Below are 20,510 nucleotides of genomic sequence, written 5' to 3' on the forward strand. Positions count from 1 at the left end.
GAGAAAATGTGATGTCTAAATTCTTTATTGAACGCCCAATATTTGCGTGGGTAATTGCAATCATTATTATGATTGCAGGCGCTCTTGCTATTAAGAATCTCCCTGTCAATCAGTATCCGAATATTGCGCCACCGGCCATCTCTGTTTCCGTCACATATCCGGGGGCAAATGCTGACACCACGCAAAAAACGGTAGTCCAGGTGATCGAGCAGGAGCTCAGTGGTATTGATAATCTTCGTTATATTGAATCACAAAGTAACAGTGACGGCAGTGCAACAATTATTGTGACCTTTAATCAGGGAACGAATCCAGATATTGCCCAGGTTCAGGTACAGAATAAAGTGTCACTGGCCGAATCTCAGTTACCGGATGAAGTGGTCGATCAGGGTATTGATGTCGCCAAATACCAGATGAACTATATGCTGGTTGTCGGACTCTATTCTGATGATGGAAAACTGACCGATGGCGATCTCGGTGATATTCTGGTCTCGAAATTACAGGACCCGATTTCCCGTACCAACGGCGTCGGCGACTTTCTGGTGATGGGATCGGAATATGGTATGCGTATATGGCTGGACCCGGCCAAACTCTATAAGTATTCACTTGTTCCGAGCGATGTTTCTACCGCGATCAAGGAACAAAACGTCCAGGTTTCATCTGGTAAGCTGGGAGGATTACCCACCGTTGCCAATGCCAAATTCAGCGCAACGATTATCGGGAAAACGCGCCTGACGACAGTCAAGCAGTTTGAGAATATCCTGCTCAAAGTGAACACGGACGGTTCACAGGTTCGCCTGAAAGATGTGGCGAAAGTCGCGCTTGGACCTAAAACATACAGCATTTCAGGTACCTATGATGGTAAGCCGTCTGCAGGGATAGCCCTGCGTCTGGCCAGCGGCGCGAACGTACTGGATACGGTCAGGGCGGTGAAGGCAACGATCGACGGTATCAAATCCTCCTTACCGGCGGGCGTTCATGTTGTTTTCCCATATGATACGTCTCCGGTGGTTAGCGCATCCATTCATGAAGTGGTGAAAACCCTCTGCGAGGCTATTGTTCTGGTCTTCCTGGTGATGCTGCTTTTCTTGCAAAACCTGCGGGCAACAATCATTACCACCCTTGTGGTGCCGGTTGTTTTGCTTGGCGCATTTGGCGTGCTCTATGCTTTCGGTTATTCCATTAACATCCTGACCATGTTTGGTATGGTGCTCGCCATAGGGTTACTGGTGGATGACGCTATCGTGGTGGTGGAAAACGTTGAGCGTGTCATGCATGAGGATGGACTGCCACCAAAAGAAGCCACGATTAAATCAATGGAGCAGGTTCAGGGCGCGCTGTTCGGTATCGCAATGGTGTTATCCGCCGTGCTTTTACCCATGGCGTTCTTCAGTGGTTCAACAGGGATAATTTATCGGCAATTCTCCGTCGCCATTGTCTCCGCCATGATCCTTTCGGTACTTGTGGCGCTGATTTTTACGCCGGCACTCTGCGCAACAATGCTGAAACCGGTAAATCCGGAAACGAAAACCCGGGGATTTTCTGGCTTCTTCAACAAAATGTTTGACCGGGGGACGCTGCGATATACCCATGGCGTTGAAAAGGTCTTAAACAAACGCGCACTGTTCATGGCCTTCTATCTCGCACTTGTGGCGGCAACGGGATACCTATTTACCCGGGTACCCACGACGTTTTTACCCGATGAAGATCAGGCTCTGATGATGCTGCAGATCACATTACCCTCGAATGCCTCTGCCGAAAGGACCCAGCAGGTGATTGATGAGGTCGAGCATTATCTGCTGACTCAGGAGAAAGACGTTGTGGATTCGATTTTTGCGGCGAATGGCTTCAGTTTTGCCGGACGTGGACAAAATACGGCAAACGCATTCGTCCGTCTAAAAGACTGGAGCTTACGTAAAAAAGACTCGCAGAGCCTGCAGGCGCTGGCCAACAGGACTATGGCGCATTTTGCGTCCATGAAGGAGGGGGTGGCGATTGCGCTCATTCCACCTGCGGTAATGGAACTGGGGAACTCGACCGGGTTCGATTTCTACCTCCAGGATCTGAACGGTAAAGGTCATGATGCCCTGATGAAAACCATGCAGGAGTTTATCAGTCTCGCGCAGAAGGATAAGCGTCTGACAATGGTTCGGCATAACGGCATGGCTGATGAGCCTCAATATAAACTGATTATTGATGATGAACGCGCAAGAGCACTGGGCGTCAGTATTGAAGATATTAATGACACATTATCCGCGGCCTGGGGCTCAAGCTATGTAAACCAGTTTATGTATGAAGGACGTGTTAAACAGGTGTATATCCAGGGCAATGCCGGTTCGCGTGTTGTTCCGGAAGATCTGGATAAATGGTATGTCAGAAATTCATCCGGAACAATGGTGCCGTTTTCAGCGTTTGGTTCAGGTGAATGGGTATTCGATTCTCCGCGCTTTGAACGGTTCAATGGTATTTCAGCTGTGAATATTATGGGCTCACCGGCAGCGGGATACAGTAGCGGTGATGCGGTTAAAGCCGTGCAGGAAATATTCAAAAAATTGCCCGGAGGATACAAAATAATGTGGCATGGCCTGTCTTATGAAGAGCAACTGGCCGGTTCACAGACAGTCTCCTTATATCTCTTCTCGGTGTTAATCGTGTTCCTCTGCCTGGCGGCATTGTATGAAAGCTGGTCGATTCCATTTTCAGTGTTACTGGTTGTTCCGCTAGGGGTAATGGGGACAATTATTGGCGTGCTGGTAAGGGGGCTCGAAAACGATGTGTTCTTCCAGGTTGGCCTGTTAACGACGGTCGGGCTGGCGGCTAAAAACGCCATCTTGATCGTCGAGTTTGCGAAAGATATTCATGAGAAAGAGGGGAAAGATATTGTGTACGCGGCGCGTGAAGCGGCCCGCTTGCGTTTGCGGCCAATTATCATGACATCAATGGCGTTTGTGCTGGGGGTATTTCCGCTCACGATCTCGCACGGGGCAGGTGCGGCCAGTCAGCACTCTATCGGTACCGCGGTGGTGGGCGGTATGTTGTCGGCAACATTCCTGGCGATTTATTTTGTCCCACTTTTTTATGTCATTGTGGTCCGTTTTTTCAGCCGTTTTAATTCGCAAAAGTAGCGGGGATATCATGAAAATCAAACCATCGTTTGCCCCTTCGCTGCTGGCCTGGAGTCTGATTCTTTTGTCTGGCTGTTCATTACAGCCGGCATATCATCGTCCGGCGATGCCTGTTCCGGCGCAGTGGCAGGAAGGACAGCAATCCGGGGATGCGGATTCGTCAACAGACTGGAAAAAATTCTACCGCGATCGGCGGCTGGTGAATTTAATTCAGCTGGCGCTTGAAAATAACCGCGATCTGCGGGTTGCCGCGTTGAACGTCGAAAGCGCGCAGGCCCAGTTCAGAATTGAACGCTCCGCGCTGTTTCCGACGATTGAAGCCAATATGAATAAAACGTCGGAGCGTGTGCCGGCGAACCTTTATTCCACAAGAAGCACGGGGGCGGCAACCTATCAGCAATATGAACTGTCGGCCGGAATAACCAGCTGGGAGCTGGATTTCTTTGGCCGGATACGCAGTCTCCGCGATAATGCGCTGGAAACGTATCTGGCGACGGCAGCCACAGAACAGGCAACGCGGATTAGCCTGATAGCCAGCGTTGCCACCGGATATATGTCTCTGGCGGCTGATCATGATCTGCTTCGCCTCGCGACAGAGACTGCCGATAGCCAGAAAAACACCTGGCTGTTAACACAGAGGAAGTATCTTGGCGGCAATGGTGTCGTTTCAGAACAGGATGTTATGCAGGCAGAAATGTCAGTCAGATCGGCTGAAGCGGATGTTGAAAAATACACCCGTCAGCTGAAACAGGATGAAAATGCCCTGAGTCTGCTGCTCGGCGTTCCCTTGCCGGCATCGGTTAAGCAAAACATGACGCTGGAGAATTACGTTGGCTTCCCTTCCGTGAAAGCGGGTATGCCTTCTGATTTATTGACCCGAAGGCCGGACATTATTGCGGCAGAGCATACTCTTAAAGCCGCAAATGCCAATATTGGCGCCGCAAGGGCGGCATTCTTTCCCAGCATCAGCCTGACAGCATCGGGGGGCTCGTTGTCTGACAGTCTTGGCCATTTGCTGGAAGGTGGAACGGCGGGCTGGAGTTTCCTGCCAGAAATTAATATCCCGATATTTACGGGTGGGAAAAACGAGGCCAATCTTGATGTGGCCAAACTGGAAAAACGTATCGAAATTGCGAATTATGAAAAGTCAATACAACAGGCTTTTGAGGAGGTATCGGATGCGCTCGCCGGGAAAGAAACCTACAGCAAGGAAGTGGCGGCACGAATAAAGGATTTAGATGCCAACAAACGATATTATGGCCTTGCATTGCAACGCTATCAGGCCGGCGTCGACAGCCATCTTAATGTGCTGGTGGCGCAACGGGAACTTTATTCATCGGAAGAAGATGTGATTTCTGTAAAACTGGCCAGTCTGCAGCAAGATATTACTTTATATAAAGTACTCGGCGGCGGCTGGTAAATATCATCGCCCCCGGCCCATACCCGCTATTGGCTGAGGGGCTGTTGCAGAAAACAAGAAGAATGAAAAAACTGATATTAATTAATTTATGGTATGTCTATGGCAGCGAGAGAAGTAATAATCGGTATGCTTGTATGGATCGAGGAAAATATTCGTGAGGATATTCAACTGCGGGATATAGAGACTCGCTCCGGCTATACCCGATGGTATTTTAATCGGGTTTTCTGTCAAGTGATGGATATCAATGTTGCCGAATACATTCGACGCAGGCGGCTGACGCTGGCTTTCGCTGAACTCAAAATTACGTCGCGCACGGTTTCAGAGATAGCGATTGGTCTTGGGTTCGGGACGGTACAAAGCTTCTGTCGGGCGTTTCGCTTGCAGTACGGATGTACTCCTCTACAGGCAAGGCGGGATCCGGTTACCGACTTCAGAAAGCAGCTTCCCGGGCCGGAGTCAAACGATCAGTTTTGTCTGGACAAGATTATTTATACGGAATTGAAAATACGCAGCTTAAAAATATCCATGTCAGACGAAAATGCCATTATTAACCATTCCGGGCATTATATCCAGTCAAAAGTCACGAGATTTCAGAAGCGTCTGCAGGCTGATGTGGACAGTCTCGGGTTTGCTATTGAGATAAATTCGTTGGCTTCTGAGCGACGAGGAACTCAGTATATTCATCCGGTGGAGGCGCTACGTCCTGACAGTAGAGAGGGGCAAGAGAGAATAAATTACAAAGTGCTGGATGAGGGACGATATGCGGTATTATATATGCGCGTCAGCGCTGAGGTGATACACAGGGTAACTGAATACCTGTACACCCACTATTTGCCCGCATGTCCATTGATTAAAAGAGACGGTCTCGATTTTATGCAGATCAGGGGGCAGGTGCGAGGAAGTCCTGACATGCGTAAAGTCATATATTTTATGCCCATTGATTATACCGATAATTAAGCGTAGCGAGATGATTCCTGATAATGTGTAACGGCCACTGTATTAAGGACAGTCACGCAGTTGCTCATTAAACCACACAACGCAGTGCTGGCCTATATTGACTGCCCGGAGGGGATTGACTTTTCGTTATGGGTAATCACCTCTGCATGCTGATAAGCGGCGGGATGCAATTTTAACTGCCGGGGACGCGACCGGCATGGGCCTTCCGTCTGCTACAGGAAAAAGCGTCCCCGTCCCTCTTCCCAGGAAGCATAGCGCGTCGATAATGCTCTTATCCCTTTGCGTTCACTGGCCCTTTCTCCGCCGGGCGATCCGCATCCGGACTGGCCTCCTCGATGACCTCTGTAGGAACAGGCGGAGAATTTCTGACGACACGGCACGCTAATTTTGCCGTGAATGCTGCTGAGTTCCGTCGTCCGTCAGTTTACCGGGACAGGCAAAATGAAAGATAAACAGCCATTTGAGCGAAATTTTCTGTTCGTTAACATGCTAATGTTAGCTATTCAATGACACGTTTACTTCATTTTTCATATTTATATTATTATGTTACTGATTCGTTCTATTATTTACTTTTTCCTTGCTGTGATACTTGCAAGCACTGTCGTTTTAGGTTTGTGGCTTGATGTCTGTTGGCTACAGGACAAGCTCGGTGAAGTCTCGGTGACAGAAATACTTCAGGAATCGATACTGGCAGTGATCGTGTTTATCCATTTCAAATTAGTGAAAGATTCCGCGCACATGCGCGAGTGCCATCTCCTGATTGGTGGTTTTTTCCTTGCGATGCTTATTCGTGAACTGGATGGTTTGTTTGATTTAATTTCTCACGGTAGCTGGGTATGGTTTGCGCTGAGCACCTCTGTGGCGATTATTGCGTATACCGCGAGGAATTACCGTCAGGCACTCGATGATCTCGCTCGTTACCCACTGATGCCTTATTATGGAATGATGATCTCCGGGCTACTGTGTATACTGGTTTTTTCACGATTATTTGGTATGCACTTATTGTGGGAGACAGTGCTCAGAGAGCAATATGTTCGGGTAGTTAAAAATATGGTGGAAGAGGGGGCAGAATCGTTTGGCTATGTGCTATGCCTGACGTCGAGTATTGGCTATTATTTCTACCAGCGTAAAGCAGAGCACAATTCGTATAACGAACGTCCGACAGAATAAGTTCGCAGAGCGAGTGTAAAATATTGCCATGCGCAGAGATATGCTCACTGTAGAATGCGCTGGCTTATTTGAAAGCGCTGCGTCTTGTCGATGAGTTGCCTGAATATTCCACTTTAATCCTTACCGTCAGTTCGTGCTACCAGCAGCTGCGGCTGGTGGTTTGCACGACATTCAGCCGGGTAAGTTTGCGGGCGTACCCTCCGCCTGTATCAGCAGGATCGGCCAGAGAATCACCTTAGTGCCAGCAAATTGAACCACCAATGAGGCGCTAATATAATATTATTAGCATGTGAGCGGAGGCCATGTGCCATTGCGCTGTGTTCGAGAATCATGATTGACTGAGCGCCGTTTCGTGAATGACAGCGTCATTGTCCGTGATGCCGAAAGAGGTTTCCTGGTGGCGATGTGCTGAGTAATGATTAATAAAATATTTCTGTTTTTATTGTAATAAATATATTGTACATATTTTGTAATAGTACAATATTTCCATCATGCAAAAGGTTGTATATGTATTGGCTGTGTTACCTGACCCATTCAGGTGCCTCATCCTTATTGGCTGCCGCTGCGCGGCGTTCTAATTTGTTCCCGACAATCTGTGAGTTGTTTTATTCTGCAGGTTGCATTAATTAAAATATAAATATAATTCCCTGGGCTTTATCTTTTAATTGTATGAATAACTGTTGTCTCTTTTATTTATAGTGTGGTATTTTTGTGTTTTTTTATGCTAAATGATTTAAATGGTGAGGATCGCTGACAGTATATATTATGCATTCAAAAACATCCCTGTTCTTCAGGTTTCAATAAGGAGATATTCTATTACCTCTGTTTTTGTTAAAATGTATCACCACAGCGTTGATAATGATTGGTTGAGAGCAATTGTATGCTTTTGGGACTTAATTTATCACCTTCATTTATTTGTATTCGACATTGAATTCCAGCATCATAACACTTTTTATACCATTCAGCGATCTGCAATGCATCGCCTTCTAGTTTGACAGGTTTTCCATTTGACCGCCATAACTGTAAACAGGTTGTTTTATTCAGTCGTATAACATAAGCACAACGGTATACGGAATAACATTTATCATTAATTTCGATCTCAGTTTCGTTAATATCAGTGGTCACTATAGACGCGGGTAAAACGTGGCATTCCTGCGTACGCGCTTTTGCCTGTTCTTCACGTTTTTCTTGCTCAAGTAAGGGGTATGCAGTTGCTTTGCCTGTCTCTGTCAGTTCGACAGCAAGTTGTAAATTCCTGGCCCTTAATGTGCAAACAAATCCGGCTTCCTCGAGTTTTCTACAGGCGGCTCTTAAGTTCGAACCGTATACGGGCTTTTCTCCTCCTTGTTCAAGTACGCGTTCAATATCCTTAGTTGCGACTGGCATATGCTTACGTTGATCTAAAGCGGCAAGCACAATGAGAATGTTTTTCTGTAACGCAGACATTCTGCGTGCAGATTTACTAATATCGGGCATGATATGTTATACCTTTCACCAGTGTTATTTACGGTTGTACGTGACGAAAGTTATCCGACTGAAATAAATTTATTGCACCCTGTATCACGATAATAACCGTAATTCTGAATTGAATGCCTTTTTACCATCTGATGGTGTAGAAATTGGGTTTATTTTGTGATAATGATATTGGATTGCTATCATCCGATAATGACAGGAATGAATAGTGACGTTTATTTTATTCATATCTTGATTGTTTTGCTGTTCTGTGTGTAAATCATATGCAGATTGATTTATTTACGGGAATCGTTAATCATCCGTCTTACCTTCTTCTGCTTTGAAATGTTTTTTTGATTCTTCGTCTGTCTCTGATGTATGACATAAAAGATGCTATTGAAATGATTAAAAGTACAATAGCGAGCCCAAGGAAAAATAGGTTTCCCATTTCATACCTCATACGTGTGTCGTTAATGTCAGAGCGAGTGCTGGCTGGCATGAACTAATATATAATAAGATTAAGAAAAATCCTATTGTCGTAAAATGAAAATATGAAATAAATTTCGCTGGTGAGGATATGAACTGTATTGATAAGTAATTGCAATGAATGGATAACGCGCTTTTTGTTAATCAGTCATTGTGACCGCTTATTTTGCTGAATAATCATTTTTCTCTCAATTCATTCAATGAATTTTTAAGGCGTCGTCGTTATTCACTTATTAAGTGAGGTATGTCGGCATAACGTGTCGGTGGTGATTATTATGGCTATTGATATTTATGGGGGGAATTAGTTTTAATTTTTCTCGGGGAGCGAATCATGACATTACGAATTAATGTGGCGATTGTAATATAAACCTGTGCAAGCCAGTGAGTCATCCTGGTTTACATATTCCCGAACATTAATTCGTTCCTGCTGCATTCATTTTGTGCGGGGAAGAGAAGGGGTTTGCATCAGAAGTGCTATGTCCGGGCGTTTGCCCCCGGCGGGCGAATAATTCTCATAACCGCGGAGCGGAGTTAGAACTTCGGATGATAAACGCGGCTGCAACCGATCGGTCGATATCCGGGAGAGAGAAAATACGGTGTTATACGGCCAGATATATGATGGTGTAATGATTTATCGGCGGTATTTTAAGGCTAGCCGCTGCTGAAGATACGGCAATAGGGAAGGAAATGTATAAAAAATCCACGCAATAGCGTGGATTTTACCGATTCTGGCGTTTTCATGAGATTGGATAAAACCTCATGAGACGAGCCATTCTCATTAGACGTTAAACAAGAAGTTCATAATATCGCCATCCTTCACGATATAATCTTTACCTTCTGCACGCATTTTCCCGGCTTCTTTCGCGCCTTGTTCGCCTTTATAGGTAATAAAGTCTTCAAAGGCGATCGTCTGCGCGCGGATAAAGCCTTTCTCGAAATCGGTATGGATTTTACCCGCTGCCTGAGGGGCGGTTGCGCCAACCGGGATAGTCCATGCGCGAACTTCTTTCACGCCGGCGGTGAAGTAGGTCTGTAGGTTCAGCAGTTCGTAACCGGCACGGATAACCCGGTTCAAGCCCGGTTCTTCCAGACCCATCTCAGCCATAAATTCATCGCGATCGGCATCGTCCAGCTCAGCGATATCAGCCTCAACGGCCGCACACACCGCAACCACCACGGAACCTTCGGCGGCGGCAATTTCACGAACTTTGTCGAGATAGGGATTGTTCTCAAAGCCATCTTCGTTGACGTTTGCGATATACATAGTTGGCTTCAGCGTCAGGAAGCTCAGGTATTTGATGGCGGCTTTGTCTTCATCGGTCAGGTCTTTCAGGGCACGCAGCATACCGGCGTTCTCCAGATGCGGGAGGCATTTTTCCAGCGCCGCCAGTTCTGCTTTAGCGTCTTTATCGCCGCCTTTCGCTTTTTTCTGCACCCGGTGGATAGCGCGCTCGCAGGTGTCCAGATCGGACAGCGCCAGCTCAGTGTTGATCACGTCGATGTCGTTAGCCGGGTCCACTTTGTTATTTACGTGGATGATGTTGTCGTTTTCAAAGCAGCGCACCACATGGCCGATAGCTTCGGTTTCGCGGATGTTGGTCAGAAACTGGTTACCCAGACCTTCACCTTTAGAGGCCCCTTTTACCAGACCTGCGATATCAACGAATTCCATCGTCGTGGGCAAAATACGCTGCGGTTTGACGATTTCAGCCAGTTTGTCCAGACGCGGATCGGGCATCGGCACGACACCGGTGTTCGGCTCAATGGTACAGAAGGGGAAGTTGGCCGCTTCAATACCCGCTTTAGTGAGCGCATTGAACAGGGTGGATTTGCCGACGTTGGGCAAACCGACGATACCGCATTTGAATCCCATGATTTAAATCACCTTAATCTTTGGATAATCAATCTGTTACGATGAACAGATTGCAGAAAAGTTAATAACTACGCCTATTATACACGGTGCGTGATAAAAATTCCGCACGTCGACCGGTTATTGCGCTTTAAACGCGTGTAAACGATTGGTCGCTTTGGTGAGCCCATCTTTCATCCACACTTCAGTGCAGCGAGCCGCTTCGTCAACGGCTTCATCAATCAGCTTCTGTTCACCGGCTGGCGGTTTGCCCAGGACGAAACCGACGACTTTATTTTTATCACCTGGATGACCGATTCCCACGCGTAAGCGGTGAAAGTTCGGGTTATTACCCAGCTTGCTGATGATATCCTTCAGTCCATTATGTCCCCCATGACCGCCGCCAAGTTTGAACTTAGCAACGCCGGGGGGTAAGTCGAGCTCATCGTGGGCGACCAGAATTTCATCCGGATTGATACGAAAGAAGGTCGCCATCGCGGCGACGGCTTTACCGCTAAGGTTCATAAAGGTCGTCGGGACCAGCAAACGAATATCCTCACCCGCAAGGGTAATCCGCGAGGTGTAGCCGAAGAATTTGCTCTCTTCACGTAGCGGCGCACGATGACGCTCAGCCAGTAAATCCACATACCAGGCACCCGCGTTATGGCGGGTTGCCGCGTACTCAGCGCCGGGGTTCGCCAGGCCGACAATCAGTTTTATCGTCACTTTTTTATCCTGCATGGATCGTTCTCTGGGGCGTAGTGTACTGTCTGCGCGCACGGTTGACAAAACTCTGCCAACGAAGCGCGGCGGATAAGGATAATTACCCGGTTGAATAATTAGAATTTGATATTGTTCAGGGGCTTATTTGTAAATTTTTGTTAGCGCGCGGTGTGCTTATGTGACCGCTCACGCAATCAGCAGATTGGTCATTGTCTATACTATACCCATAGGATTTGGGGATATTCCCATGCAACCCAAGGTTCCGGAGGTGACATATGAAACGCAGAAACGCTTCGTTACTCGGTAATGTGCTGATGGGGATGGGGTTGGTCGTCATGGTTGTCGGCGTTGGCTACTCTATTTTAAACCAGCTTCCACAGCTTGACCTGCCGCAGATTTTCGCGCATGGCGCGATCCTGAGTATTTTTGTTGGCGCGGTGCTGTGGCTGGCGGGCGCACGTATCGGCGGTCATGAGCAGGTCAGCGACAGATACTGGTGGGTTCGCCACTATGATAAACGCTGCCGTCGCGATCAGCATCGCCACAGTTAAGTAAATTCCTTTCACCAGCCGTTGATAACGGCTGGTGCGTTTTAATGTAGCCTGTTCAGGCAGTCCACTTATTGTCCCCTGTATTGGTCATCATATTGTGAGCGCACTTTCGTGGCGATGCTATTGAACGGATTACCCATGGTGTCTTACTCCCTGGATCACTATTGCCTGCATCGGCGGACATCCAGATGCGCGGTGATGCAGGGCATTCGGATGTGCGTAATCTACACAGATACCATGCGTAAATCAGCCGACGCTTCGTTACGCCATAGAGCAGGAACCGCATTGACGAAGGAGATATGGAGGAGAGCCAGGTGCCCGGCAAGATGGTGCGGCAGGCGCGGGGCCTGCCGCCGGGTAATTAAAGATCCGCCAGCGCGGCGTTACGGTCCGGGTAGAAGCTCAGGCGACCCGGAATCGGTTTGACGCCGGCACGGGCCAGCGTACGCAGCGGCTGGAATTCGAGGTTGGAGACGCGCAGTTCGCAGCCTTCAGGCAGCTTTTTCACGAAGCGCTGGAAGGCATCCAGCCCGCCGGCATCCAGCACCGGCACCGCATCCCATTTCAGCACCACGATGCGTTTGCCCGTGATTCGCGTCTCCAGATCGGTAAACAGCCCCTCAGCGGCGGCGAAAAACAGCGGCCCGATGACGCGCAGCACCAGCACGTCATCCGGAACCTCGACATTAACTGGCGCAAGGCGGGTCATACGCGCAATCCGCCGCATAAACAGCAGGGAGGCGAGCACAATACCGATGCTGATGGCGATGACCATATCAAATAGCACGGTCAGCGACATACACAACAGCATCACAATGATGTCGTCTTTTGGCGCGTAGCGCAGCAGGTTAATCACCTTATGCGCTTCACTCATATTCCATGCCACCATCAGCAGCAACGCCGCCATTGCGGAAAGCGGTAGCCAGGAGAGCAGGGGCGCGAGGACCAGCAGCGCCATGATCACCAGCAGCGCGTGGATCACAGCGGAAATCGGCGAGGTCGCGCCAGCACGGACGTTAGCGGCGGAACGGGCGATGGCTGCGGTGGCAGTAATTCCCCCGAAGAAGGGGGCGACAATGTTCCCCAGACCCTGACCAATCAGTTCGCTGTTGGCTTTATGCTTGGTGCCTGTCATACCATCCAGCACCACGGCGCAGAGTAGAGATTCAATCGCCCCGAGCATGGCCATTGAGAACGCAGCGGGGAGCAGCGCCTGTAATGAAGACCAGTTAAGCGTGAAGTCTGAACCTGGCATATTCCACGGCAGTACCAGTTGCGGCAGTAACTGAGGAATACCGTTACCCTGGCTACCATCGGCGAGAATATAGTGGAACTGCGAGCCAATGGTGGCGACGTTGTCGCCAAGCAGGTTAGCCACGCCCATAACCATACAGCCCGCCAGCAAGGCCGGGAGGTGTCCTGGCAACCGGATACCAAGGCGAGGCCAGATAATCAGCGTGCCCAGTGTGACAATGCCAATGACGGCATCACCCAGATTAATGGTCGGCAGCGCCATGACCAGTGCGGCGACTTTCTGCAAATAATGTTCAGGTACATGCGCCATCTGCAAACCAAGAAAATCTTTAATTTGCATGGTACCAATGGTAATACCGATCCCTGAGGTGAAGCCGAGCGTGACCGATAGCGGAATATATTCAATCAGGCGACCAAAGCGCGCCAGACCAAAAAAAATCAAGAACAGCCCCGAAAGTAATGTCGCCACCAGCAGCCCTGAAAGGCCGAACTGTTGCGAGACGGGATACAGAATGACCACGAAAGCGGCGGTCGGACCGGAAACGCTAAAGCGCGACCCGCCGGTTAACGCAATGACGATCCCCGCCACCGCCGAGGTATAAAGACCGTACTGAGGCGCCACGCCACTGCCAATAGCCAGCGCCATTGCCAGCGGAATAGCGATAATCCCAACGGTTATCCCGGCAATGACATCGCGAGTAAACCGCGAAACGGTATATTTTTCTTTCCAGCAAGCGTCGATGAGGGCGCGGAAAGGCATCACATGTGAGGAAAATAATCTGTTCACAATAATGTTTGATCCATAAGCGCATCATCTGTCAACTGAATGGCAGGTGAAGGAGGCATTAGTCATTCCCACGTCATTATTCCGAAAGCCAGTACTGGCGGCGGTCGCCGGCTGATCTGGACCTTGCTGGCCGTAACGCGCCGCATGACTCCCCGCGCGTCAGCCACCTGTTGCCAGTCATTTTCGTTGCCGCCTTACTGTGTCCGAAATGATTTTGTGGAATAAAAGTTCAGGGACAAAAAAAACCCGCCGCAGCGGGTTTTTATGCCAGGCTCGATTAATGTTCGAACATAGCAGAAATAGATTCTTCGTTGCTGATACGACGAATCGCTTCGGCCAACATACCAGACAGCGTCAGGGTACGAACTTTATCCAGCGCTTTGATTTCTGGCGTCAGCGGAATAGTATCGCAGACGACAAATTCGTCAATCACCGAATTTTTGATGTTCTGAATGGCGTTGCCAGAGAAGATCGGGTGCGTCGCGTAGGCGAAGACCCGTTTTGCACCACGCTCTTTCAGCGCTTCCGCCGCTTTACACAGCGTACCACCGGTATCAATCATATCATCGACCATAACGCAGTCACGGCCTGCAACGTCACCAATGATGTGCATCACCTGAGAAACGTTAGCGCGCGGACGACGTTTATCGATGATCGCCATGTCGGTATCGTTCAGCAGTTTGGCGATCGCGCGGGCGCGAACAACGCCACCGATGTCCGGAGAAACCACGATCGGGTTATCCAGGTTCAGCTGCAGCATATCCTCCAGCAGGATTGGGCTGCCGAATACGTTATCAACCGGAACGTCAAAGAAGCCCTGAATTTGCTCGGCGTGCAGGTCAACGGTCAGCACGCGGTCGACGCCAACGCTGGAGAGGAAATCGGCAACCACTTTTGCGGTGATAGGCACACGAGCAGAACGAACACGACGGTCCTGACGAGCGTAACCGAAGTAAGGGATAACGGCGGTGATACGACCTGCCGAAGCACGACGCAGAGCATCGACCATAACAACCAGTTCCATCAGGTTGTCATTGGTGGGAGCACAAGTGGACTGGATGATGAAAATATCACCACCGCGTACGTTTTCATTGATTTGTACGCTGACTTCGCCGTCGCTAAAACGACCTACAGCGGCGTCGCCAAGAGAAGTGTACAGACGGTTGGCAATACGTTGTGCTAGTTCCGGGGTGGCGTTACCAGCAAAAAGCTTCATATCAGGCACGAGAAGAACCTCAGGCATGCGTCCAGTGGTGGATGAAATGAGCCAAAAAAAAGTGCGGGTGGGCACGATTTCATCCAGGCGGTGTATTTAAAGAGCCCGATGCAACGTCTGGAACAAGGTGACGTTGTCACCGTAACTCAGTTTCCCCGGCGTTTTCTCCATCGTTGCTGAAATCAGCAGGCCTGGAGCAGCGCTTGCTTGAGCGGAGAGATGTTAACACCTCGCGCCACAAAGCCATGCAGCCATGCCGGGGCTTTTTCAAGCACCTGACGAGCGGCGGATTCCGTGTTAAATTCAGCAAACACACAGGCACCGGTGCCAGTCAGGCGCGACGGCGCATATTCTAGCAGCCAGGAAAGCGCCGCATCAACCTCACGAAAACGTTTTCTTGCGATAACCTCGCAATCATTACCGAATTTACATTTTAATAACGTCTCAAGTGACCGCCGGGGTGTATTGCGGGGGAGTTCAGGATCGCGAAATATGATCGGCGTAGGGATACTGATGCCGGGATGGGCCACCAGATACCACTTCTCTTCGGGATCGGCGGGGGTCAGAATTTCACCGACGCCTTCGGCAAAAGCCGCATGGCCGTGGACAAATACCGGCACATCGGCACCCAACTGCAAACCTAAATCCGCCAACTGATTTTCGCTCAGGCCGCAACCCCATAAGTGATTGAGCGCTACCAGCACGGTCGCGGCGTTGGACGAACCGCCGCCGAGACCGCCGCCCATCGGCAGAATTTTGTCGATACGGATATCGGCGCCGCTACCGGCCGGAAGCTTCCCGGCGTGTTTCGCCGTTCGCATCAGTAGCCTGGCCGCGCGGATAATCAGATTCTCTTCATCAGGCACGCCGTCAACCGGCGTCAGCAGTTGCAGTTTGCCATCGTCACGCGGTTCAATAGTCAGCGTATCGCCATAGTCAAGAAACTGAAATAGCGTCTGCAGCCTGTGATAACCATCGGCGCGCTGGCCGGTAATATATAAAAACAGGTTCAATTTTGCGGGAGAAGGCCAGCGGGTCATCATTTCACAATCCAGTTATCCATTTTCAGCTTGAGGCGCTGATGACCATCGTTGAGTTCCATATTGGTCGGTAGCGAAGGTTTCGTGTCGGTGGAGTAGCTGTCCCAGGTGACGCGCCAGGTTTTACCGTTTTGCCTGTAGCTCAGTTTGCGCAGGCGGTACTGGTCATCCAGCGCGTAATCAGTGGCCGCGCCAGGCAGGCCAATAATCCACTGGCGCAGGCTGTTAAGCGGGATCGGCATGCCGGTCAGGCGGGCGAGCATCTCTTCCGCATTGGTCGCCGTGTAGGTCTGGCCTTTATTATCAATAATTTGTACGCTACCGGGCTGTGCGGTTAACGAGAGCTCGGTGCTGCCGAGCGGGTTAGTCAGTAGCAGGCGATAGCGGTCCTGGCCGGTTTGTTGCCAGAAGAAGCGGGCATACACCTTTTGCTCATCAGAAAGATAAGCAAAGGCTCCGCGCGTCTGGAACTGGCTGAGGTTGCGGACATCTTGCTGGTGCTGACGCCACTGCGGAGAGTCCGGACTTTTGCCCGGTCCCTGCGGCGCATTAATGGTACAGGCGGTCAGAACGAGGCTTGCCAGCGGCAACAGACGGAACAGTCGATTCATAATGATGACAAATCCTTGATGTCTACAGTGAAATGCGGCGAATGGAATAAAGAGGCGGCCGATTTGTGTAGCGGGTTGCAATAATAGCCTTTAATGCTAGCGTTGACGGGCGGTAGCGTCTACGTTCAAGTTGTCTGAAATCAAAAAATTACTGTTAATGGCTATTACTCCAAAAGGGGGGCCTCTCTTTTATTGATTACGCGCATCCTGTATGATGCCTGCAGACTAACCTTAGCAACGCTGGTACTACTCCCTCACAATGACCCTTTTAGCTCTTGGTATTAATCACAAAACAGCCCCGGTAGCGCTGCGAGAACGTGTAACGTTTTCGCCGGATACGCTCGATCAGGCGCTGGAGAGCTTACTGGCTCAACCCATGGTGCAGGGTGGGGTGGTGCTGTCGACCTGTAACCGTACGGAACTCTATCTCAGCGTTGAAGAGCAGGATAACCTCCAGCAAGCGCTTATTCGCTGGCTGTGCGATTACCATGGCTTAAACGAAGACGATCTGCGCAAAAGTCTCTACTGGCATCAGGATAACGATGCGGTCAGTCATCTGATGCGTGTCGCCAGCGGTCTTGATTCGCTGGTGCTGGGCGAACCGCAGATCCTCGGGCAGGTAAAAAAAGCCTTCGCTGATTCCAGCCGTGGGCATCTGAACGTCAGCGAACTGGAGCGTATGTTCCAGAAATCGTTCTCGGTGGCCAAACGCGTGCGTACCGAAACCGATATTGGCGCCAGCGCAGTCTCCGTGGCGTTTGCCGCCTGCACCCTGGCGCGACAAATCTTTGAATCACTCACAAGTGTTACCGTGTTGCTGGTTGGCGCCGGGGAAACCATTGAACTGGTGGCCCGCCATTTGCGCGAGCATAAGGTGCGTAAAATGGTGATTGCTAACCGCACTCGCGAGCGTGCTCAGGCGCTGGCTGATGAAGTCGGCGCCGAAGTGATCGCATTAAGCGATATTGATGAAAGGTTGAAAGACGCCGATATCATCATTAGTTCCACCGCCAGCCCGCTGCCGATCATCGGCAAGGGGATGATGGAGCGGGCGCTGAAGGCGCGCCGCAATCAGCCGATGTTGCTGGTGGATATTGCCGTGCCGCGTGATGTTGAACCGGAAGTCGGTAAACTGGCCAACGCCTATCTCTACAGCGTGGATGATTTGCAAAATATCATTCAGCATAACCTGGCCCAGCGTCAGGCTGCGGCGGTGCAGGCGGAAACCATTGTCGAGCAGGAAACCAGCGAATTTATGGCCTGGCTGCGCGCTCAGAGCGCCAGCGAGACGATTCGTGAATATCGCGCCCAGGCCGAGCAGGTCCGGGAAGAACTGACGGCAAAAGCGCTGGCGGCGCTGAGTCAGGGCGGCGATGCGCAGGAAATCATGCAGGATCTGGCGCGTAAGTTGACTAATCGCCTGATCCACTCGCCAACGAAATCTCTTCAGCAGGCTGCCCGTGACGGGGATGATGAACGCCTGCATATTCTGCGCAACAGCCTCGGGCTGGAATAGCGCACCTTATCTCTCTTTTTTCAGGACAGGGTGAATTCACGCCTATGAAGCCTTCTATTGTTGCCAAACTGGAAGCCCTTTACGAACGCCATGAGGAAGTTCAGGCGTTACTCGGCGATGCCTCGACCATTGCCGATCAGGATAAATTCCGCGCGCTGTCGCGGGAATATGCACAGCTCAGCGACGTCGCCCGCTGCTATACCAACTGGCGTCAGTTGCAGGATGATATTGACGCCGCGCAGCTGATGCTTGACGATCCGGAAATGCGCGAAATGGCGCAGGAAGAACTACGCGAAGCGAAAGAAAAAGGCGAGCAGATGGAACAGCAACTGCAGGTGCTGCTGTTGCCAAAAGATCCCGATGATGAACGTAACGCATTTGTGGAAGTCCGCGCCGGAACCGGCGGCGATGAAGCGGCGTTGTTCGCCGGCGATCTGTTCCGCATGTACAGCCGCTATGCGGAATCTCGCCGCTGGCGCGTCGAAATCATGAGCGCTAATGAAGGCGAACATGGCGGTTTTAAAGAAGTGATCGCCAAGATCAGCGGCGACGGCGTCTATGGGCGCCTGAAGTTCGAGTCTGGCGGCCATCGCGTGCAGCGTGTACCGGCCACCGAATCTCAGGGGCGTATCCATACTTCCGCCTGTACCGTGGCGGTGATGCCGGAGCTGCCGGAAGCGGAACTGCCGGATATCAGCCCGGCGGATCTGCGTATTGATACCTTCCGCTCTTCCGGGGCAGGCGGTCAGCACGTTAACACCACCGACTCGGCTATCCGTATTACCCACTTGCCGACCGGTATTGTCGTTGAGTGCCAGGATGAACGCTCCCAGCACAAAAACAAAGCTAAAGCACTATCGGTACTAGGGGCACGTATTCATGCCGCCGAAATGGCTAAACGTCAGCAGGCGGAAGCCTCTGAACGGCGTAACCTGCTGGGCAGTGGCGATCGCAGCGATCGTAACCGCACCTATAACTATCCCCAGGGCCGTGTCACCGATCACCGCATTAACCTGACGCTTTACCGTCTGGATGAAGTGATGGAAGGTAAACTGGATATGCTGATTGAGCCGATCGTCCAGGAACATCAGGCCGACCAGCTGGCCGCGCTTTCCGAGCAGGAATGATGACTTTTCAGCAGTGGTTGATCCAGGCTATCGCTCGTCTTGGCCAAAGTGAAAGTCCGCGCCGGGATGCCGAAATTTTGCTCGGTCACGTGACCGGCAAAGCGCGGACCTGGATTCTCGCATTTGGAGAAACGGTTCTGACAGGGCAACAAGCGGCGGAACTTGAAACGCTGCTGAGCCGTCGCGAGCAGGGCGAGCCGGTAGCCCACCTGGTGGGGCAGCGCGAGTTCTGGTCGTTACCGCTGTTTGTTTCTCCCGCCACGCTGATCCCGCGCCCGGATACCGAATGCCTGGTTGAACAGGCGCTCGCGCGGCTACCGTCGACGCCGTGCCGAATCCTCGATTTAGGCACCGGCACCGGGGCTATCGCTCTGGCGCTGGCCAGCGAACGTCCGGATTGCGACGTCACCGCCGTTGACTTTATACCTGACGCGGTTGCCCTGGCCGCGCGCAATGCCGCTCATCTTGCGATTACCAATGTTAATGTGTTGCAGAGCAACTGGTTCAGCGCGCTCGAAGGCCAGCGGTTCGACATCATCGTCGGCAATCCGCCTTATATCGACGAAATCGATCCGCATCTTGAACAGGGTGATGTGCGTTTTGAACCGAAAACGGCGCTGGTCGCCGCCGATTCAGGTCTGGCCGATCTGGCGCATATCATCCGCGAAGGCCGCCGTTTCCTTGAGCACAACGGTGTTATGCTGCTGGAACATGGCTGGATGCAGGGGGACGCGGTGCGCGGCATTTTCCGCGAGGCGGGATATCGTCATGTTGCTACCTGCCGTGATTATGGCGACAACGAGCGCCTGACGATCGGGCAATATCAGGGGACATATGAATCTGTTTAACACGGTACTGTATCTGCATATCGCCTGCGTGGTGGTATCGGTCAGCCTGTTCGTCCTGCGCTACTGGTGGAGCTGGAGCGATAACCCTCTGCGCCACCAGCGCTGGGTACGCATTACACCGCACTGTAGCGATACGCTGCTGTTTCTCAGCGGCGCCGCGTTAATGGCAATAACGCACTATCTGCCGTTCACCGACGACGGGACATGGCTGACTGAGAAGCTGTTTGGCGTTATCATTTATATCGCATTGGGTTTTATCGCGCTGGGCCGTCGTCGTCCGCGCAGTCAGCAGAGCCGGTTTATCGCCTTTCTGCTGGCTCTGGTGGTGTTGTTTATCATTATTCAACTCGCCATCACAAGAATACCGTTATTGGGGTAAGT

At 50.9% G+C, this 20,510-nt stretch carries 17 protein-coding genes; 9 read left to right on the top strand and 8 right to left on the bottom strand.

Annotated features, from left to right (window positions below; all coding sequences use genetic code 11):
- Window positions 1-11: 11 nt before the first annotated feature.
- The 4 genes from FE839_RS08065 to FE839_RS08080 all read left to right on the top strand — a co-directional run bounded on the left by FE839_RS08065 (window position 12) and on the right by FE839_RS08080 (window position 6,669).
- Window positions 12-3,122 (top strand): efflux RND transporter permease subunit, encoded by a 3,111-nt coding sequence (locus tag FE839_RS08065; RefSeq protein ID WP_138360316.1) that lies wholly within the window; start codon window positions 12-14, stop codon window positions 3,120-3,122.
- Window positions 3,123-3,132: 10 nt separating this feature from the next.
- Window positions 3,133-4,542, top strand: a complete 1,410-nt coding sequence (locus FE839_RS08070) for an efflux transporter outer membrane subunit (RefSeq protein WP_138360317.1) — start codon at window positions 3,133-3,135, stop codon at window positions 4,540-4,542.
- A gap of 99 nt (window positions 4,543-4,641) precedes the next feature.
- On the top strand, window positions 4,642-5,499 hold the full coding sequence (locus FE839_RS08075; RefSeq protein WP_171034843.1) for a helix-turn-helix domain-containing protein: 858 nt from the start codon (window positions 4,642-4,644) through the stop codon (window positions 5,497-5,499).
- Window positions 5,500-6,042: 543 nt separating this feature from the next.
- A complete protein-coding gene (locus FE839_RS08080) occupies window positions 6,043-6,669 on the top strand; it encodes a transporter (protein ID WP_138360319.1) in 627 nt (208 codons plus the stop codon).
- A gap of 831 nt (window positions 6,670-7,500) precedes the next feature.
- Here the strand turns inward: FE839_RS08080 and FE839_RS08085 are convergent.
- The 4 genes from FE839_RS08085 to pth form a co-directional block, all read right to left on the bottom strand.
- Complete coding sequence (locus FE839_RS08085; protein ID WP_138360320.1) at window positions 7,501-8,145, bottom strand: hypothetical protein; 645 nt, start codon at window positions 8,143-8,145, stop codon at window positions 7,501-7,503.
- 301 nt (window positions 8,146-8,446) lie between these two features.
- A complete protein-coding gene (locus tag FE839_RS08090) occupies window positions 8,447-8,620 on the bottom strand; it encodes a small membrane protein (RefSeq protein WP_338324963.1) in 174 nt (57 codons plus the stop codon).
- 765 nt (window positions 8,621-9,385) lie between these two features.
- Window positions 9,386-10,480, bottom strand: coding sequence for a redox-regulated ATPase YchF (ychF, locus tag FE839_RS08095; RefSeq protein WP_138360321.1), 1,095 nt, complete (start codon window positions 10,478-10,480; stop codon window positions 9,386-9,388).
- A gap of 117 nt (window positions 10,481-10,597) precedes the next feature.
- Window positions 10,598-11,182 (bottom strand): aminoacyl-tRNA hydrolase, encoded by a 585-nt coding sequence (gene pth, locus FE839_RS08100; RefSeq protein ID WP_138360322.1) that lies wholly within the window; start codon window positions 11,180-11,182, stop codon window positions 10,598-10,600.
- 272 nt (window positions 11,183-11,454) lie between these two features.
- Between pth and ychH the strand changes: the two genes are divergently transcribed.
- Window positions 11,455-11,730, top strand: a complete 276-nt coding sequence (gene ychH / locus FE839_RS08105; protein ID WP_138360323.1) for a stress-induced protein YchH — start codon at window positions 11,455-11,457, stop codon at window positions 11,728-11,730.
- A 361-nt stretch (window positions 11,731-12,091) separates the two neighbouring features.
- Here the strand turns inward: ychH and dauA are convergent, their stop codons facing one another.
- From dauA to lolB, 4 genes are all read right to left on the bottom strand, one after another.
- Window positions 12,092-13,771, bottom strand: a complete 1,680-nt coding sequence (dauA, locus tag FE839_RS08110; RefSeq protein WP_138360324.1) for a C4-dicarboxylic acid transporter DauA — start codon at window positions 13,769-13,771, stop codon at window positions 12,092-12,094.
- 277 nt (window positions 13,772-14,048) lie between these two features.
- On the bottom strand, window positions 14,049-14,996 hold the full coding sequence (prs, locus tag FE839_RS08115; RefSeq protein ID WP_015367113.1) for a ribose-phosphate diphosphokinase: 948 nt from the start codon (window positions 14,994-14,996) through the stop codon (window positions 14,049-14,051).
- A 173-nt stretch (window positions 14,997-15,169) separates the two neighbouring features.
- A complete protein-coding gene (ispE, locus tag FE839_RS08120) occupies window positions 15,170-16,027 on the bottom strand; it encodes a 4-(cytidine 5'-diphospho)-2-C-methyl-D-erythritol kinase (RefSeq protein ID WP_171034850.1) in 858 nt (285 codons plus the stop codon).
- Window positions 16,027-16,638, bottom strand: a complete 612-nt coding sequence (lolB, locus tag FE839_RS08125) for a lipoprotein insertase outer membrane protein LolB (RefSeq protein WP_138360326.1) — start codon at window positions 16,636-16,638, stop codon at window positions 16,027-16,029. Before lolB ends, ispE begins: the two co-directional genes overlap by 1 nt.
- A gap of 259 nt (window positions 16,639-16,897) precedes the next feature.
- On the opposite strand from lolB, the gene hemA reads away from it, so the two are divergent.
- From hemA to sirB2, 4 genes are read left to right on the top strand one after another with little or no spacing between them, the layout of a single operon-like run.
- The gene (gene hemA / locus FE839_RS08130; protein WP_138360327.1) at window positions 16,898-18,154 is read left to right on the top strand and encodes a glutamyl-tRNA reductase; all 1,257 of its coding nucleotides are present in this window, start codon (window positions 16,898-16,900) and stop codon (window positions 18,152-18,154) included.
- A gap of 44 nt (window positions 18,155-18,198) precedes the next feature.
- Window positions 18,199-19,281 carry a peptide chain release factor 1 gene (gene prfA / locus FE839_RS08135; protein ID WP_138360328.1) on the top strand — a complete coding sequence of 361 codons (1,083 nt, stop codon included), beginning with the start codon at window positions 18,199-18,201 and terminating at the stop codon, window positions 19,279-19,281.
- On the top strand, window positions 19,281-20,129 hold the full coding sequence (gene prmC, locus FE839_RS08140; RefSeq protein WP_138360400.1) for a peptide chain release factor N(5)-glutamine methyltransferase: 849 nt from the start codon (window positions 19,281-19,283) through the stop codon (window positions 20,127-20,129). The genes prfA and prmC overlap by 1 nt, the downstream gene beginning before the upstream one ends.
- Window positions 20,116-20,508: an invasion regulator SirB2 gene (gene sirB2 / locus FE839_RS08145; protein WP_138360329.1), complete on the top strand. Its 393-nt coding sequence runs from the start codon at window positions 20,116-20,118 to the stop codon at window positions 20,506-20,508. Before prmC ends, sirB2 begins: the two co-directional genes overlap by 14 nt.
- Window positions 20,509-20,510: the final 2 nt, after the last annotated feature.

This window comes from Klebsiella indica (genome assembly GCF_005860775.1).
GTDB classification, from domain to species: domain Bacteria; phylum Pseudomonadota; class Gammaproteobacteria; order Enterobacterales; family Enterobacteriaceae; genus Klebsiella; species Klebsiella indica.

Bases quoted from the DNA above. Each gene is read 5' to 3' on its own strand.
- FE839_RS08065 (WP_138360316.1), top strand. From the start codon at position 12: ATGTCTAAATTCTTTATTGAACGCCCAATATTTGCGTGGGTAATTGCA.
- FE839_RS08070 (WP_138360317.1), top strand. From the start codon at position 3,133: ATGAAAATCAAACCATCGTTTGCCCCTTCGCTGCTGGCCTGGAGTCTG.
- FE839_RS08075 (WP_171034843.1), top strand. From the start codon at position 4,642: ATGGCAGCGAGAGAAGTAATAATCGGTATGCTTGTATGGATCGAGGAA.
- FE839_RS08080 (WP_138360319.1), top strand. From the start codon at position 6,043: ATGTTACTGATTCGTTCTATTATTTACTTTTTCCTTGCTGTGATACTT.
- FE839_RS08085 (WP_138360320.1), bottom strand. From the start codon at position 8,145: ATGCCCGATATTAGTAAATCTGCACGCAGAATGTCTGCGTTACAGAAA.
- FE839_RS08090 (WP_338324963.1), bottom strand. From the start codon at position 8,620: ATGCCAGCCAGCACTCGCTCTGACATTAACGACACACGTATGAGGTAT.
- ychF (WP_138360321.1), bottom strand. From the start codon at position 10,480: ATGGGATTCAAATGCGGTATCGTCGGTTTGCCCAACGTCGGCAAATCC.
- ychH (WP_138360323.1), top strand. From the start codon at position 11,455: ATGAAACGCAGAAACGCTTCGTTACTCGGTAATGTGCTGATGGGGATG.
- ispE (WP_171034850.1), bottom strand. From the start codon at position 16,027: ATGACCCGCTGGCCTTCTCCCGCAAAATTGAACCTGTTTTTATATATT.
- lolB (WP_138360326.1), bottom strand. From the start codon at position 16,638: ATGAATCGACTGTTCCGTCTGTTGCCGCTGGCAAGCCTCGTTCTGACC.
- hemA (WP_138360327.1), top strand. From the start codon at position 16,898: ATGACCCTTTTAGCTCTTGGTATTAATCACAAAACAGCCCCGGTAGCG.
- prfA (WP_138360328.1), top strand. From the start codon at position 18,199: ATGAAGCCTTCTATTGTTGCCAAACTGGAAGCCCTTTACGAACGCCAT.
- prmC (WP_138360400.1), top strand. From the start codon at position 19,281: ATGACTTTTCAGCAGTGGTTGATCCAGGCTATCGCTCGTCTTGGCCAA.
- sirB2 (WP_138360329.1), top strand. From the start codon at position 20,116: ATGAATCTGTTTAACACGGTACTGTATCTGCATATCGCCTGCGTGGTG.